Origin of the sequence: Sphaerimonospora cavernae (assembly GCF_042435035.1) — a bacterium.
GTDB classification, from domain to species: Bacteria; Actinomycetota; Actinomycetes; order Streptosporangiales; family Streptosporangiaceae; genus Sphaerimonospora; species Sphaerimonospora cavernae.
Window position 1 is genome coordinate 40,372 of sequence record NZ_JBHMQT010000047.1, and the last position, 14,312, is coordinate 54,683.

Sequence of the window (14,312 nt, forward strand, 5' to 3'; positions counted from 1 at the left end):
TGCCGCAGTCTGCCTCCGGTTGATCGCCGCGCAGCCGCTGTGCCGACCCTGAGTAACTGCAGCCAGAGGGCTCTCCGCTTCATGCCCTCGCCCCGGTAAGCCGCCCGGCACGTAGGTCAAGGCGGCGATCGGCGCGCTTGGCGACGTTCTCGTCATGAGTGGCCAACAACAACGCGCGCCCATCGCGTTTCGGGAGATCGAAAAGAATGTCCGCGACGACGTCGCGGCTGTGCTGGTCCAGAGCTCCGGTCGGCTCATCCGCCAAGATCAGCGGTGGATCGGTGATCAGCGCACGGGCCACCGCCACCCGCTGGCGTTCCCCTCCAGACAGGTACGCGGTCGGTGTTTTCTCGTGGGAAATACCCAGTTCCGACAGGAGCGTCCGCGCCGAGCCGTACGCCTCCTCACGTTTGACGCCCGCCAGCAGCGCGGCCAGCGCGACATTCTCCATCGGCGACAACTCCGGCAACAGTTCACCGAACTGGAACACCATGCCGATGTGGTTTCGCCTATGAGCGGCGAGCTGGCGCCGGGACATGCGGGTCACCTCCTCCCCAGCCACAAGAATCCGGCCTTCATCACGTCGGATCAGGCCCGCGATGCACGAGAGAAGGGTGGTCTTACCAGTGCCGCTCGGCCCGCACAACGCGACGGATTCACCGGCGAACACATCGAGGTCGAGCCGGTCAAAGATCTGCGCGTTCGGTGTCGAGTAGCACAACTGTTGAACGCGCAGGACTGGAGAGAACGTTTCATCCGTCATGAATCACCTTGGGCTGGAGGCAGCCCAGGGCGAGCAGTCCGACCGCCCGCCCTGGCTCTTGTTTGTGATCGAGGTTCTATTCGCCTGACTCGGCTAACTGACCCACCCGCTGCACGAATCCGGCCACGCCGTGATGGTCTCACATGCTCTGAGCTTGATTACCTTTGATCCCGTGTTGCTGTCCACATAGTCACCGTCCGAACCGTAGAGGCCGTAGGAGCGTTGGGTGCTGGGGGCAGCCGACCGGAAGTACTGATTGTAGACGTGCCCGGGGTTCGTGGCCCAGTGGTTGTTCACCAAGCGCACCACGTTGTTCCCATGGGTGTACGAAACGGCGACACTATTGTTGTTAGCCGCATAGAGGGCCTGAGCGCTCGCGATGGGGGCGAGCGCTCCGATCGCGACGGCGCCTCCGACCGCGGCGGTGAGGAACCGGACAGCCCGGCGGGGATGGTCGGACATGCGTATCCTTTCCCTTGCATCGACAGATGTGCTGTGGGCGGGAGACGTTTGGCAACCATCCCGCCCACAGCGTGATCCTGTGTGATCCTGACATTTATAGAAAACTTCGTCAACAAGAAAAATCGGACTCAGGTTGCCCGCTGCACGGATGCACGGATGTATGGCCAGGGACGCACGGTGACGCACAGTGATGCAACGGACACGGCAGGGATGCCGGCTGGACGGCGGAGACAATTCAGGGATCTGGGAGGTTCATCTTGAGGCAAACAGGTGCCATATAATCCGGTCTGATAGCTGAATACCGCGGGAGCTCGGGCGTGACCGGGCTGAGAGGGCGGCTCCTCGTGACGTGAGGCGTGCCGCCGACCGCCTGAACCTGTCCGGATAATGCCGGCGTAGGGAGCGTGCGATGGCGTCCGCCCATGTCGACCCCGTTGAAGTCGTCGACCCCAAGGGGTCCGAGGTCCCCCTGACCCTCGACGAAGAGGCCCCGAAGACGCTGGGACTGCTCGACCAGGGGGCGTTCTGGGCGAACCTCGGCGTCAGCCTTCTCGGTTTCTCCGGGGCGCTGCTCCTGCTCGACCCGCTCGGCGGCAGGCCGCTGACGTTCACGGGGGCGGTGCTCGCCGCCGTCGTCGGCAGCCTGATCGGCACCGTCATGGTCGGACTGGCCGCGATCCCCGGCACGCGGACGGGCAGACCGGCGATGATGCTGCTCCGTGGCCTCTTCGGGGCCCGCCTGTCGTACGTCCCGACCGTCCTGAACATCGTGCAGATGCTCGGCTGGGGGGCCTTCGAGCTGTGGGTCATCGCGCGCGGCGCTGAGGCGATCTTCGGTACGGCTGTGCCGTACGAAGCATGGGTGATCGTGGCGGGAGTGGTCACGATCACGCTCACGATCCGGCCGCTGGGCGCGCTGCGGCTGCTGCGGCGGTACGTCACAGCCGGCGTGGTGCTCTCCATGGTCTGGCTGTCCGTCGCGTTGGCGATGAAGGGGCCGGCGCTCGCCGGAGGGTCCTGGGAGGCATTCGCCCCGGCCGTCGACTACGTCATCGCGCTGTCGGTCTCCTGGGTGCCGATGGCCGCCGACATCGCCCGGCACTCCAGGTCGAGCCGGGCGGCGTTCACGGGGGTGGTCGGCGGCTACACGATCGCCCAGGTCGCCTGTCTCGTCCTGGGCATCGCCGCGCTCGCGCTGGTCGGAAACACCGAGGACAGGGTCTGGGACCCGTTCGTAGCGGCGCCGCTCGGTGGACTGTTCTTCGGCATCCTCGTGCTGCGCGAAGTAGATCAGTCGTTCGCGAACGTCTACTCCACCACCATGTCCATCCAGAACCTCGCACCCCGCTGGGACCGGCGGCTCGTCTCGACGGTGATCGGGGTGTTCACGATCGGGATCGCGCTGCTGGCCGACGTGAACTCGTACGGCGCGTTCCTCAGCGTGATCGGCGCGGTCTTCGTCCCGATGTTCGCGGTCCTCGTGGTCGACTACTTCCTCCTCGGGGGAGCCTCCCGCTGGAACACCGCCGGCGACGCACCCTCCCGCTGGTCGATGATCGTCCCGTGGATCCTCGGGTTCGTCGCCTTCTGGATCGTCACCGCGCCCCCGGAGGAGATGAGCTGGTGGGACCGCGCCTGGGTGTGGGTGCGCGAGACCATCGGGTTCGTCCACCAGCCGTGGATGAGCGCCACACTCGCCGCGTTCCTGGCCGCCGCGCTGGCGACGCTGCTCCTGCACCCCCTCACCCGCCGCCGCGCTCAGTAGGCGAGCGAGGCCGCGGGGGTGCTGGCGGCGACAGCCGCGATTTCGTGCCACTCAAGGTGCGGACTCCTACACTGGGGCATGAGCGTACGCGAGGAAGCACACCGGTTGCTCGACGCAGTGCCAGAGGAGCGGCTGCCCGACGCGGTGGAATTGCTACGTCAGTGGGCAGTAGTGGAGCGGGGAGAACGTCCCCGCCGCCGGTTCCGCACGACTGCCGTCTTCGACGGCGAACCGGACCTGGGTGAGCGCGCGAAGGAGATCGTGCGCGACGCCTGGGCCGACCAGGAGCGCCGAAGCGCGTGATCGTCATCGATACCGGCCCCGTGGTGGCCGCCGCCAACCGCAAAGACGACCACCACCGGCAATGTGTCGACCTGCTCCAGAACTTGCCCGAGCCGCTGCTGCTGCCTTCTCCGCTCCTCGCCTAGATCGGTTACATGCTCTTCAGCCGTGCCGGGGCAGACGCCGAAGCCGACTTCTTACGCGACGTGGCGGACGGCCTTTACGGGAGGAAGTCATGAGCATGCACGAGGAATCCTGGCCGCCGAAGGACATCGAACTCACCCTGGACCAGGACTCCGAGATCGACAGCGAGTCCGAGGAGATTTACGACACCAAGGGCAACCGGATCACGGACGAGTACGTGGCGCAGGCGATCGCCGATGTCCACCGTGCGATCGACGAGGGCCGGGTGCCCGTTCCCACTGGTCGTGGGGGGCGTCCATCATTGACCGGCGAAAGCAGGCACTCACCCAGGATCTCGTTCCGCATTCCTGAGGAACTCTGCGAGCACGCGAAGGCCCGTGCCCGGCAGGAGGGGAAAACGATCTCCGCACTGGCGCGGGAAGCCTTCGAGCAGTATCTCCGTGCGAGCTGATCCGCAAGGTCCTGTACCTCGGAATCGCGAGTTCAGCCGATGGCGCCTTCGAGGCGGAGCAGGTGTTCCTTGGCGGCCGGGCCGCCGGCGTAAGCGGAGCCCGGTGTGCCCGATGAGCCCGGTGTTCCCGATGAGCCAGGTGAGCCCGGCGACTCGACGGCGCGGTGGCAGGGAACGATGACGCACACCGGGTTGCCGTTCAGCGCGTTGGCCACCGCTCGCAGCGCCTGCGGCCGCCCGATCCGCTGCGCGATCTCCTGATATGTGGTGACTTGTCCGTATGGCACGGCGAGCATCATCTGGGTCACCGTCCGCGAGAAGCCGGTGGCGAGCCGGAGATCGACCGGGGTGGAGAACGCGCGCAGCCGACCGGCGAAATACGCCTCCAGCTCCCGGCGCACCGGGTCCAGCCGCCGCGGATCAGGCCCGATGAACGAGCCGATCAGGCGGGAGACGCGCTCGAAGACCGCGTGCTCGTCGTCATAGCTGCAGACCGCCACGCCTCGGCCGGTGACCGCGAGGGTCAGCCGCCCGACCGCGGTGTCCACATGCCCGAACGCCACCTCGGGGGGCATCTCGCCCACATATCCCGGTGCGGTCACACGTAACAGGGCCTCGAGGTCCTCTGTGGACATTGGCGCCCCGCTTTCTCTCACTCGCTGGCAGAAGGGTATCGGAGCCATCTCGACCTGCCGGAAAAGGCCAAGATCAAAAGGTGAAAGAGGGCACGATGGGGGCGTGGGTGACTTCGAGGCCAAGGACGAGTGGAACGAGGACGGCATCGCTCGCGCCGTCGTCGCCGACTCCCCCGACGCGATCGTCGCCCTCGACCGGGACCTGACCGTGCTGAGCTGGAACGCGGCAGCCGAGCGGCTGTTCGGCTGGCCCGCCGAGGAGACCATCGGTCGCCGCCCGCCGATCGTGCCGGACGAACTGATGGCCGAGCACAACGCCGTGTTCGAACGCGTACGCACGGCCTCGGACTCCCGGGGCCGGGTGTCCCTGCGCACCAAGCGCTTCCACCGGGATGGGGCACTCCTCGACCTGCGGGTGGACACGAGCGCGCTGCGCTCGGCGGGCGGCGCCTTGCTCGGATACGTCAGCGTCTATCACTCGGCCGAGGACGACGACGCCGCCCAGGACAGGGCGGCCAGGCGCGCACTGCTGGTCCGGCGGCTGACCGACGTGGTCGGGGACATCAACGCCGAACTCGACCTTCCCGTCGTGCTCGACCGCATCGCCGCCAGCCTCTCCGAGCTCACCGGGGCCGACGCGGGTGGATTCGTGTCGATCGAGGGGGACCGCCTGCGCCTGGTCGGCGTCCACCAGCTGCCCGAGGGGCTGCGCGGCACCACCGCCGAGCTGCACACGAGCCTGGTGGACAAGCTGCTGCGCACCGGCAAGACCGTGCTGCTGGAGACCGGCCCGGAGGGGTTCGGCGATCTGGTCTGGGCTCGGGTGCCCGGGCTGCACACGATCGCCGTGGGGCTGGCGGCCGTCGGAGGGCGTCCCTATGGGGCGCTCTACGCCCTGTTCGCCAAGCGCAAGGCCGGCCACCTCGAGCTGGAGCTCCTCGAACTGCTCGCCGGTCACGCCGGCATCGCGGTCGGCAACGCCATGGCCTACCAGGAGGCGGTACGGCAGCGCGCCCACGAGCGTGCGGTGTTCGATGCCAGCGCGGACGGCATAGCCGTACTGGACGGAGCCGGAAAGGTCATCCGGTGGAACCCGGCCGCGGCCGAGCTGACCGACGTCGCCGCCGAGGAGGCGATCGGCGGTCCACCGCCCTTTCCGCTTCCCGAGCCGGGAGCCAAGCTCACCTTCCAGCTTCCCTCCGGCCGATGGCTCGACGTGCTGTGCGCGGAGATCCCCGAGACCGGGGAGATCGTGGTGGACTTCCGCGACGTGACCCGGGCGAAGGAACTGGAGGAGGCCAAGGACCTGTTCCTCGCCACCACGAGCCACGAACTGCGCACACCGATCACGATCGTGCGCGGGTTCGCCAGCACGCTCGACTCCCGCTGGGACCATCTGTCGGGCGACGAGCGGCGTTCCGCCGTACGGACCATCGCGGAACGGTCGCGGGCACTTGGGCAGCTCATGGATCATCTGCTGCTCGGCGCACGGGCCGGCGCCGACGAGCTCAAGGTCAAGGTGGAGATCTTCGACCTGGCCGAGCGGGTACACGCGGCGACCCTGGGCCTGCCGGTGCTGTCCGACCGGCACCGGGTCGAGGTGGACATCCCGGCCGGGCTGCCGTCCGTGTACGGCGATCCGCTGGCGACCGACATCCTGCTCGGCCAACTGCTGGAGAACGCGTTCAAGTACTCCCCGGACGGTGGGCTGATCCGGGTGGGCGCCTGGCCGGAGGACGACCTCGTCGTCCTCGTCGTCGACGACGAAGGGATCGGCATCGCCCCAGCCGACCGGGAGCGGGTCTTCGAACGCTTCGTCCAGGCCGACAGCGGCAACCGGCGCAGGTTCGGGGGTGTCGGTCTGGGACTCTACATCGTGCGGAGCCTCGCCAGGGCTCAGGATGGGGACGTCACCGCGCTGCCCAGGCCCGGAGGAGGCACCCGAATGCGAGTCGTTCTCAACCGGGCCCGACTTGAGGTCTCAACCGATACCTCATCAGACACACCGAGGTGGTAACGCGCTTGCCTGGCAAGAGCTGATCTATTGTCCAATGTGCACAAGCTGTGATCGGAGGTCGGTTTCCCCGTCGATCCAACGGGGCATTTCGGTCGTACTGGGGCTGTTGTTTTCCTCAGGAGTGGAGTCCCTGCCAAGGGGCGGTCTCCTGAGGGACTGAATCGGGGAGGTGAGTGCGACGAGCGTCGTGCTGCTGCCGTACGCACCGTCGAGCGTCGCCGTCGCACGTCAGCGCCTCAGTTCGGAGTTGCTGGCCACGGGCATGAGCGCCGGAGTGGTCGATGATGTGGTCCTGGTGATGAGCGAGCTGCTCAGCAACGCCCTGCGGCATGCGCATCCCCTGCCGTGTGGCCAGCTCAGAGCCTCGTGGGATTGCTCGGAGAGCCAGGTGGAGGTGGCGGTCAGCGATGGCGGAGCCGCCACCGAGCCGCGAGCCGGCCGCCCCACGCTTTCGTCGCTGGGCGGCCGGGGCCTGGGCATCGTCGAGTACCTCGCGGACCACTGGGGAGTCCGGCACGAGGGGGAGACGACCACGGTCTGGGCCACCTTGACCGCCTCTTGGGCCGCCCGGAACGGCCATAACATGACGACCGGAACCCCCGCCCTCCGCGAAGTGGGCTAAGTCGCTGTGCCGAGACCGGCGGGCGTGACGAACTGACCGGGCAGGATGACCAGCCCGGCCAGCAGCCAGATGATCGGGCCGGGGAGGGCCCGGAGGGAGTTCACGTTACCGGGAGAACTTCCCGATCATGGTGATCGTCGCGACGACGAGGAATGCGACGATCGCGAAGATGAACAGGAACTTGAGCGTCGCGAACAACGCGGGGATGATGAATCCGAACACCAGCCAGATGGCGAGGATGATCCCCAGGACGGTCAGCGCGATACGGGCCATAGCCACAAGGTACGCGGTGACACCGACAAGTGCGAGCTTGATCGTACTTGTCGGTCGCCCACCGTACTGGAGGCCGGACAATGCCGCAGGTCAAGAGATCATCTCCCGGTTTCACGTGAATCATTCCCTCTCGGTATGGCAAGCAGGCACGGCGAGCCGGCCATGGCCGGGGCCGCCGGCAGACGGCGGAGACAGTCAGCCGGGCTTAACTTGGTCACGTGCCTTTCGGAAAATCGGCCCATGGGAATGACCTGATGGGAAACGACTGATGCGAAACCACGCCTCCCGTGTCCTGGTCGCCGAGAACGACCCTGCCGTCGCCGAGGTGGTGGCCCGCTACCTGGAACGCGAGGGCCACGAGGTGGAATGCGTGGATGACGGCGCCGAGGCGCTCAGACGGGCCATCGCCGACCCTCCCGATCTGCTGGTCCTCGACCTGATGCTGGCCGGGTTGGACGGCCTCCAGGTCTGCCGGGCCGTGCGCGAGCGGTTACCGGTTCCCGTCATCATGCTCACCACTCTCGGAGAGGAGATCGACCGCGTCGCCGACCTGGAGACGGGGGCCGACGACTATGTCACCAAGCCGTTCAGCCCGCGCGAGCTCGCGCTGCGCGTCCAGTCCGTCCTGCGCCGGGCCCGCGGCGCCCCGGCCACCCCCGGCGGCGGCCAACCGAGTCAGGGCGTTCAGATCGGCCGGAGCGCTCAGCCGACCGCCGCACGCGGGCTCACCCCCGTCGGAACGAGCGTGCTGCGCGACAGCGACCTGGTGGTGGACATGGGCACCCGCCAGGCATGGCTGGCCGACCGGGAGATCACGCTGACGGCTCGGGAGTACGACCTGCTCGTTCACCTGCTGCGCAACCCGCGTCAGGCGTTCAGCCGAGCCGAACTGCTCAAGAAGGTGTGGGGCTGGTCCTTCGGCGACTCCTCAACCGTGACCGTTCACGTACGCAGGCTCCGCGAGAAGATCGAGCCGGACCCGACCGACCCCAAGCGGATCGTCACGGTCTGGGGCGTCGGCTACCGCTACGAGCCGTCGGCCTAACATCCCCCTACGATCAACCGGGCAGGCCCGGCGGCAGGCCGTCGGGCAGGGCGATCACGCTGGGCGGGCCCGCCGTACCGATCACACCGGTTGAGCCGGGTGTTGCCAGCGCTCCGAGGAGGCCGGGTGCTCCCGCTGGGAGGGCATCCGACATGGCGCGAAATGTCGGGCAGGGCCAGCGCCACATGCAGCTGCGGCACCGCAGGATCGGGTTGGCGGTGTCGCTCGTGATCCCGCCGGCGTCCCTCGGTTGATGGAGATCGAGCAGCCGGATGCCGAGCTCGGCCAGGCACAGCAGGTCCTCGCGTGCCGTGGCGAGGAAGTCGAGGTCCTCGCCGGTCAGCTTCGCGCTGATCGGGACGTGTCCCTCCCGGTTGATCAGCGAACGCAGCGGTTCGGCGGAGTCGCGCCATGACGACGCCTTGGCACTCCGGACCTGGACGTCCTCCAGCCGCTCCCGCAACGACCGCCGCTCGGGATCTTCTGGCAGTTCAGCGTTCATGTTTCTTCGGGCCCACTGTGCTCGGCGCCCGCCCTCCTTCACGAAGTGACGACCAAGACCAGGAGGTTCCGGGCCCCCCATCCGGCTACGCCGGCGTCGCGTAACGTCAAGCTTCGCGCACTCCGCGTTTGCTTGCCCCGGAAATCGGGGACAAAGCGCGGGCGACTCTTCGGGGTTTCCGGCGGAGCGTGACCCGGGGCCTGGACGACGCTAGTGTGCGCCTCGTGGAGCTCAAAGTCGCGACCCGATCCCAGGCAGGCCAGGCCGTCATGGCCATCTACGGCGAAATCGACCTATACACCGCTCCTCGGCTGCAGGCCGAGTTCACCCGCGTGCTGGAGACCGGGCCGGACCGAGTGGTAATCGACATGTCCGGGGTGGAGTTCTGTGACTCCACCGGCATGAACGTCCTCCTGTCCGCGCTCAAACGCCTGCGCGAGCGCGGCGGTACGCTGGAGGTCGCCGCGCCCCGGCCTGCCGTACGGAAGATTCTGCAGGTCACAGGCCTCGACTCGGTCTTCACCGTCTATGACGCCGTGCCGGCCGACGTGCTCGCGGCCGACCAGCAGGGCTAGCCACATGGGTGATGTAGTGGTACCTGAGCAGGACACCGCCGTCGTGATCCCGGCCAAGGACGAGGCCGACCGGATCGGCGGCACGGTGACCGCCGCCCTGAAGCTGCCCGGCGTCGATCTCGTGGTGGTCGTCGACGACGGCTCGTCCGACGAGACCGGCCGGGTGGCCAGGGCGGCGGGCGCCCGGGTCGTACGGCACAGCCGCAACCGCGGCAAGGCCGCGGCGATGGAGACGGGCGCGGAAGCCGTACGGCTCCTCGATGAGGGCGGCGAGGTCTCCAGGCACCTGCTGTTCCTCGACGCGGATCTGGGCGAGACCGCCGGGGCCGCGTCCGCGCTGATCGCGCCCGTGCGCGCCGGCGAGGCGGACATGACCATCGCGGCGTTCGCGAAACGGGTGAAGCTGGGCGGCCACGGCATGGTCGTACGGCTGGCCCGCGAGGGGATCAAGCGACTTACCGGCTGGGAGCCGACCCAGCCGCTCAACGGGCAGCGCTGCCTGACCCGGCCCGCGTTCGAGGCGGCCCGCCCACTCGCCCACGGCTTCGGCGTCGAGACCGGCATGACGATCGACCTGCTGCGGAAGGGCTTCCGGGTGATCGAGGTCGAGGTCGAGATGGCGCACCGGGCGACCGGCAACGACCTGCGCGGGCAGCTCCACCGGGCCAGGCAGCTCCGCGATGTCGGCCGCGCCCTCGCCGCCCGCGAGATCCCCTCGCTCCTCCCATAAACCTCCACCCCGCCCCAATGCCCCCAATGCCCCTAACCCCCCGCCACCCCCCAACCCCCGTCGTGATCTTGCAGTTTCTCGCACCCATGCCCTCTCACCAGCCAATCCTCACTTCATGATCTTGCAGAAACTCGCACGAACACTGTTCGACCTGCACGGATATCATTGGTGATCTTGCGCGGGTCGACCTACTGCAAGATCACGAACCGCAAACCCCCAGATCAGAGGGCCAGGTGGGTTATTTCTGCAAGATCATGAAAGGTGAACGCCCAGGCCAGGGCCGTACCGTGCGAGAATTCGCAAGATCACGGTGGGGGGGTTGGGGTGTCGCGGCGATCGGGCTGTCCATCCTCGCCACGATCGTCATCGGCGTCCTCGGCCCGTCGGCCATGGTGCCGGAGCTCGCCGACGGCCCGGGAAAGCCGGTGCCGGAGCTCGCCGACGGCCTGAGCGGATCGGGTTGGCAGCCGCCGTACTCACTCGGCCTGTCCCCCGACGGTCATCTCGTCATCGGGATCGCCGCCGCCGCCATCGTCCTCGGTGTGATCGGTCTCGCCACCGGGCTGCTCTCCGTACGGCGGATGCCCCCCGCCCGCCATCTCCTGATCGCCGGGTGTCTGGCCGCCGGGGTGCTGGCCTTCCTGCCGCCCTCCGGCTCGTCCGATCACCTCAACTACGCGGCGTACGGCAGGATCGCCGCACTCGGCCACGACCCGTACGTGACCGTGCCCGCCGACCTGCCGGCCGACCCGGTCGCCGGCGCGGTCGAAGAGTGGCGCAGCACTCCCAGCGTCTACGGTCCGGTCGCGACGGCGGTACAGGCCCTGGCGAGCCACATCGGCGGCGACTCGGTCCGGCTGACGGTGTTCGTGCTGGCGCTCGTCAACGCGGCCGCCTTCATCGTGACCGGGGTGCTGCTGCACCGCCTCACCCGGGACGATCCGGTACGGCAGCGCCGCGCGGCCCTTCTCTGGACGGCCAACCCGCTGCTCGTCTATCACCTGGTGGCCGGCATGCATGTCGACACGCTGGCGATCGCACCCGTGGTGGCCGCGATGCTCGCCCTCGTGGCGATGAGAAACCGCCGAACCCTCGCCGTACCACTGGCGGTGCCGCTGGGGGTGGCGCTCGGCGCGGGGATCGCGGTGAAGGTCACGACGGGGCTGGTCGCCCTCGGGCCGGCCTGGGAGCTGAGGCGACGCCCTGCCCGGCTGGCCCTCGTCGCCGGGTCGGCGCTGGCGACCGTGGTAGCGGCCTACTGGGCGGCCGGGCCGCACGCGCTCGACCGGGTGCGCGACGCGAGTAAGACCGTGTCGCTCGCCACACCGTGGAAGCTCGTCAAGCAGGCGCTGCAGGCCGTCTTCGGGTCCGGGGCGTACCACATCTGGATCCAGGCCGGCTCGCTGCTTCTGCTGGCCGTGCTCGCCGTCCTCCTGCTCCGGAGCCTCGGCCGCGGTGTCCCCGGAGCGGGTCCGGTGGTGGCGCTCGCCTTCGTCGTGGCGTGGCTGTTCGCCACGCCGTACGCCCTGCCCTGGTACGACGGGCTCGCCTTCGCGCTGCTCGCGCTGGTCCGCGCCTCGTGGCTGGACGTGTTCCTGGTGGCGCGGCTGGCTGTGCTGTCGCTCGGCTACCTTCCGGCACGTCAGCGGAACCAGCCGCCCGACCTGGGCTGGCTGGTCGACGTCGTCAGGTCGCTGGTGGTGCCGGCGATCCTGCTCGCGTTGACGATCGGTCTGCTGTCGTGGGCGGCGGTGACGGCGCGGCGGCGGCGAGCTGGAGTGCCCGGACGGACGCGGCCAGCGTGAGTGGCACGGCGACGGTCAGGGCCATCGCCGGGATCGCGATCCCCGAGTCGTTGATCAGGAACCCCACCAGGGCCGCGGTCAACGCGCCGAACAGCCCGGCCCGCAGCTCCGGCGCCATGCCGTACGCCTGACTGAGCGCGGAGGCGCCCCACCGGGACGGCCGCGACAGCACGAGGAACAGGAACGCGAGCGCGGCCAGCGAGAGGAGCGTCAGCGGCAGATTGCCCAGCGTGTGCAGCATCGCGGCGAGCTTTCGCCCGATGACCGAGCCGCCCTCGCCATCGATCGCCTGCTGCACGAACGCGCCCAGGTGGGTCCGCCGGTCGGCCGGCCGCAGCCAGTCCGCGACCGCGATCAGCCCGATGAGCCCGGCTCCGGCCAGCGCGATGATCGCGAGCCTCGCGACGGACACCCGCCGTCCGGTGAGCAGCATCAGGAACACCGCCACCCCGACGACGAACGCCGGCACTCCGCCGAAGTCCGCGCCCCAGCCGGGCAGACCGTCGGCGAGGGTCGCCAGCAAGCCGTACGCCAGGCACACGGTGACGGCGACCCGCCTGTGCCGGTGCAGCACGTGCGCGACTCCGGCGAGCAGCAGGATCGTCCCGGTCGAGTAGACGGCGTACGCCATGTTGCCGAAACCGTAGAACCGCCCGCCCGTCACGGGCTCGTAGCCGCTCACCGCGTTCACCTGGAGGGTCGACCCGGTCATGACGTCGACGAGCAGGGCCAGCGAGCTCACCGCGGCGACGACGGTGAGCGGCCCGAGGACGTGCCCTCGCCACGGCCCGGCGAACGCGAGCCCGGCGATCAGGCCCGCGAAGGCCAGGATCGTACCGATCAGCGCGGGCATCGGGTGGGCGAAACTCCACCACGGCACCAGTTGGGCGAGGAACGCCGAGATCGGCAGCGCGCCGCTGATCACCGCCACCGCCTGGACGGAGGCGAGCCTCCGCCGGCGCCCGCGGACCATGACGGCGGCCAGGCCGTAGAAGAGCAGCTGTACGGCGACGAGCGCGATGAAGAACGGCTCCCGCACCTGCCTCAGCACCTGACCGGCCAGATCGGCGTCGGCGAGTCGGGCCACCGCCTCCCCCGTGCCATCGGGCGCGTCGCCGCCGCCACGCCACGGCTTGCCGACCGCCTCCTTCGGCGTTTCGAGGCCGAGCACGCGCAGCACGGTCGCGGTCAGGTCGGTGATCGTGACCAACGCGTCCTGACGGGTGGAGCTCGCGGTCAGCCACTCCCGCCCGTACGGCTCCGGCCCGTACGACCCCGGCCCGCTGCCACCGACGGCGATGGCGACGTGGAGGTGCGCGGTCGCGTCGGCGTCCGACAGTCCGGCGACGAGCACGGTGGTTCCAGCGGCCGTGGTTTCAGGGGCCGTGGGGGCCCCGGGGGAGACGCGGGAGAGCACGTCTCGGACGGTCCGGTCGGCGGCGGCGACCGCGTTTCTCCGGACGTCGGGTGGGAGATCGGCTCCTTGGCGGGCCAGCCACTCCCTGGTGATCTGGTCCGCCTCGGCGAAGATCATCGCATATGGCGTCAGGTCCGGCAGCTCGGCGACAGTCTCCGCATATTTCTGGACTTTTCCGCTTTCGTCGGCGGCGGCGAGTGCCGCTCCTGGGCCGATCGCCGCGATCTTCCCGCCCGCCGCGTTGATCGCCTGCCCGAGAAGTCCGATGCGCGCCCGGTATGAGCTCGATTTCTGGAAGGCGACGAGCTCCGGCCAGTTCGGGATCGTGGCCGAACCCGACCCATCCCCGGCCATGACAGGTGTCGGGGCGGCGCCGCAGGCCCTGTGTCGGTCAGCGGGCCTCGCGGCCCCCGCACGCTGCCCCGCCGAGACGGTCAGCCATCCGGCGACCGGGCAGTTGATCGAATATCCCTCGGGCGGGATGGCCCTCGTGGACAGCGAGGCCGTACCACCCCGCGCCGCGAGGTCCCACAGGGTGGGCGTGTTCACCGGATCGAGGTCGCCCCAGCGGAGGCCTGGCACCCCGATCACCACCACCTGCCCCTTCATCTGGGCCTTCACGTGGGCCTTCACGTGGGCCTTCATCTGGGCCTCGGCTGCGGCCGGCATCGCCGCGGCCGCCGACGGGAAGCCCAACGCGACGAGGCAGGCCAGCAGCGCCGTCACCAGCACCGCCGCGGATCGCCTCGTCCGCCATGGCGTGGACCGGTTGGCAGGCACTGTCCGGACTCCTCGGCTCTGGTGTGCAACGACAGGAACGGGAA

15 protein-coding genes are annotated in these 14,312 nt (G+C 69.0%); 10 read left to right on the plus strand and 5 right to left on the minus strand.

Annotated elements, in window-relative coordinates:
* Positions 1 to 79 precede the first annotated feature (79 nt).
* Entirely contained in the window at positions 80 to 763 is a 684-nt protein-coding gene (locus tag ACFHYQ_RS22380) for an ABC transporter ATP-binding protein (protein ID WP_394303089.1), read from the minus strand.
* Positions 764 to 1,634: 871 nt separating this feature from the next.
* Here ACFHYQ_RS22380 and ACFHYQ_RS22385 point away from each other — a divergent pair.
* The 4 genes from ACFHYQ_RS22385 to ACFHYQ_RS22400 all read left to right on the plus strand — a co-directional run bounded on the left by ACFHYQ_RS22385 (position 1,635) and on the right by ACFHYQ_RS22400 (position 3,867).
* Positions 1,635 to 2,990, plus strand: a complete 1,356-nt coding sequence (locus ACFHYQ_RS22385; protein WP_394303090.1) for a purine-cytosine permease family protein — start codon at positions 1,635 to 1,637, stop codon at positions 2,988 to 2,990.
* 78 nt (positions 2,991 to 3,068) lie between these two features.
* A complete protein-coding gene (locus ACFHYQ_RS22390; RefSeq protein WP_394303091.1) occupies positions 3,069 to 3,293 on the plus strand; it encodes a hypothetical protein in 225 nt (74 codons plus the stop codon).
* The gene (locus tag ACFHYQ_RS22395) at positions 3,290 to 3,418 is read left to right on the plus strand and encodes a hypothetical protein (RefSeq protein ID WP_394303092.1); all 129 of its coding nucleotides are present in this window, start codon (positions 3,290 to 3,292) and stop codon (positions 3,416 to 3,418) included. The genes ACFHYQ_RS22390 and ACFHYQ_RS22395 overlap by 4 nt, the downstream gene beginning before the upstream one ends.
* Positions 3,419 to 3,507: 89 nt before the next feature.
* Positions 3,508 to 3,867, plus strand: coding sequence for a YlcI/YnfO family protein (locus ACFHYQ_RS22400; RefSeq protein ID WP_394303093.1), 360 nt, complete (start codon positions 3,508 to 3,510; stop codon positions 3,865 to 3,867).
* A gap of 32 nt (positions 3,868 to 3,899) precedes the next feature.
* Here ACFHYQ_RS22400 and ACFHYQ_RS22405 read toward each other — a convergent pair whose 3' ends face one another.
* Positions 3,900 to 4,502, minus strand: a complete 603-nt coding sequence (locus tag ACFHYQ_RS22405) for a methylated-DNA--[protein]-cysteine S-methyltransferase (RefSeq protein WP_394303094.1) — start codon at positions 4,500 to 4,502, stop codon at positions 3,900 to 3,902.
* 103 nt (positions 4,503 to 4,605) lie between these two features.
* On the opposite strand from ACFHYQ_RS22405, the gene ACFHYQ_RS22410 reads away from it, so the two are divergent.
* Complete coding sequence (locus ACFHYQ_RS22410) at positions 4,606 to 6,519, plus strand: PAS domain S-box protein (protein WP_394303095.1); 1,914 nt, start codon at positions 4,606 to 4,608, stop codon at positions 6,517 to 6,519.
* Positions 6,520 to 6,688: 169 nt separating this feature from the next.
* The gene (locus ACFHYQ_RS22415; protein ID WP_394303096.1) at positions 6,689 to 7,141 is read left to right on the plus strand and encodes an ATP-binding protein; all 453 of its coding nucleotides are present in this window, start codon (positions 6,689 to 6,691) and stop codon (positions 7,139 to 7,141) included.
* 105 nt (positions 7,142 to 7,246) lie between these two features.
* Here the strand turns inward: ACFHYQ_RS22415 and ACFHYQ_RS22420 are convergent, their stop codons facing one another.
* Complete coding sequence (locus tag ACFHYQ_RS22420) at positions 7,247 to 7,414, minus strand: hypothetical protein (protein ID WP_204018981.1); 168 nt, start codon at positions 7,412 to 7,414, stop codon at positions 7,247 to 7,249.
* Positions 7,415 to 7,682: 268 nt separating this feature from the next.
* Between ACFHYQ_RS22420 and ACFHYQ_RS22425 the strand changes: the two genes are divergently transcribed.
* Positions 7,683 to 8,459, plus strand: coding sequence for a response regulator transcription factor (locus ACFHYQ_RS22425; RefSeq protein ID WP_394303097.1), 777 nt, complete (start codon positions 7,683 to 7,685; stop codon positions 8,457 to 8,459).
* Between the two features lie 13 nt (positions 8,460 to 8,472).
* Here the strand turns inward: ACFHYQ_RS22425 and ACFHYQ_RS22430 are convergent, their stop codons facing one another.
* A complete protein-coding gene (locus tag ACFHYQ_RS22430; protein ID WP_394303098.1) occupies positions 8,473 to 8,961 on the minus strand; it encodes a hypothetical protein in 489 nt (162 codons plus the stop codon).
* 224 nt (positions 8,962 to 9,185) lie between these two features.
* Here ACFHYQ_RS22430 and ACFHYQ_RS22435 point away from each other — a divergent pair, with 224 nt between their 5' ends.
* The 3 genes from ACFHYQ_RS22435 to mptB all read left to right on the plus strand — a co-directional run bounded on the left by ACFHYQ_RS22435 (position 9,186) and on the right by mptB (position 12,071).
* Positions 9,186 to 9,536, plus strand: a complete 351-nt coding sequence (locus ACFHYQ_RS22435; RefSeq protein ID WP_204018979.1) for an STAS domain-containing protein — start codon at positions 9,186 to 9,188, stop codon at positions 9,534 to 9,536.
* A 4-nt stretch (positions 9,537 to 9,540) separates the two neighbouring features.
* A complete protein-coding gene (locus ACFHYQ_RS22440; protein WP_204018980.1) occupies positions 9,541 to 10,266 on the plus strand; it encodes a glycosyltransferase family 2 protein in 726 nt (241 codons plus the stop codon).
* 287 nt (positions 10,267 to 10,553) lie between these two features.
* The gene (mptB, locus tag ACFHYQ_RS22445) at positions 10,554 to 12,071 is read left to right on the plus strand and encodes a polyprenol phosphomannose-dependent alpha 1,6 mannosyltransferase MptB (protein ID WP_394303099.1); all 1,518 of its coding nucleotides are present in this window, start codon (positions 10,554 to 10,556) and stop codon (positions 12,069 to 12,071) included.
* Here the strand turns inward: mptB and ACFHYQ_RS22450 are convergent.
* Complete coding sequence (locus ACFHYQ_RS22450) at positions 11,953 to 14,268, minus strand: hypothetical protein (protein WP_394303100.1); 2,316 nt, start codon at positions 14,266 to 14,268, stop codon at positions 11,953 to 11,955. The two genes, mptB and ACFHYQ_RS22450, sit on opposite strands and share 119 nt — an antisense overlap.
* Between the last annotated feature and the right edge of the window lie 44 nt (positions 14,269 to 14,312).

What these genes read in the sequence shown, in the direction of transcription:
- ACFHYQ_RS22380 (WP_394303089.1), bottom strand. Translation starts at nt 763, where the DNA reads ATGACGGATGAAACGTTCTCTCCAGTCCTGCGCGTTCAACAGTTGTGC.
- ACFHYQ_RS22440 (WP_204018980.1), top strand. Translation starts at nt 9,541, where the DNA reads ATGGGTGATGTAGTGGTACCTGAGCAGGACACCGCCGTCGTGATCCCG.
- ACFHYQ_RS22405 (WP_394303094.1), bottom strand. Translation starts at nt 4,502, where the DNA reads ATGTCCACAGAGGACCTCGAGGCCCTGTTACGTGTGACCGCACCGGGA.
- ACFHYQ_RS22400 (WP_394303093.1), top strand. Translation starts at nt 3,508, where the DNA reads ATGAGCATGCACGAGGAATCCTGGCCGCCGAAGGACATCGAACTCACC.
- ACFHYQ_RS22420 (WP_204018981.1), bottom strand. Translation starts at nt 7,414, where the DNA reads ATGGCCCGTATCGCGCTGACCGTCCTGGGGATCATCCTCGCCATCTGG.
- ACFHYQ_RS22425 (WP_394303097.1), top strand. Translation starts at nt 7,683, where the DNA reads ATGCGAAACCACGCCTCCCGTGTCCTGGTCGCCGAGAACGACCCTGCC.
- ACFHYQ_RS22430 (WP_394303098.1), bottom strand. Translation starts at nt 8,961, where the DNA reads ATGAACGCTGAACTGCCAGAAGATCCCGAGCGGCGGTCGTTGCGGGAG.
- ACFHYQ_RS22390 (WP_394303091.1), top strand. Translation starts at nt 3,069, where the DNA reads ATGAGCGTACGCGAGGAAGCACACCGGTTGCTCGACGCAGTGCCAGAG.
- ACFHYQ_RS22385 (WP_394303090.1), top strand. Translation starts at nt 1,635, where the DNA reads ATGGCGTCCGCCCATGTCGACCCCGTTGAAGTCGTCGACCCCAAGGGG.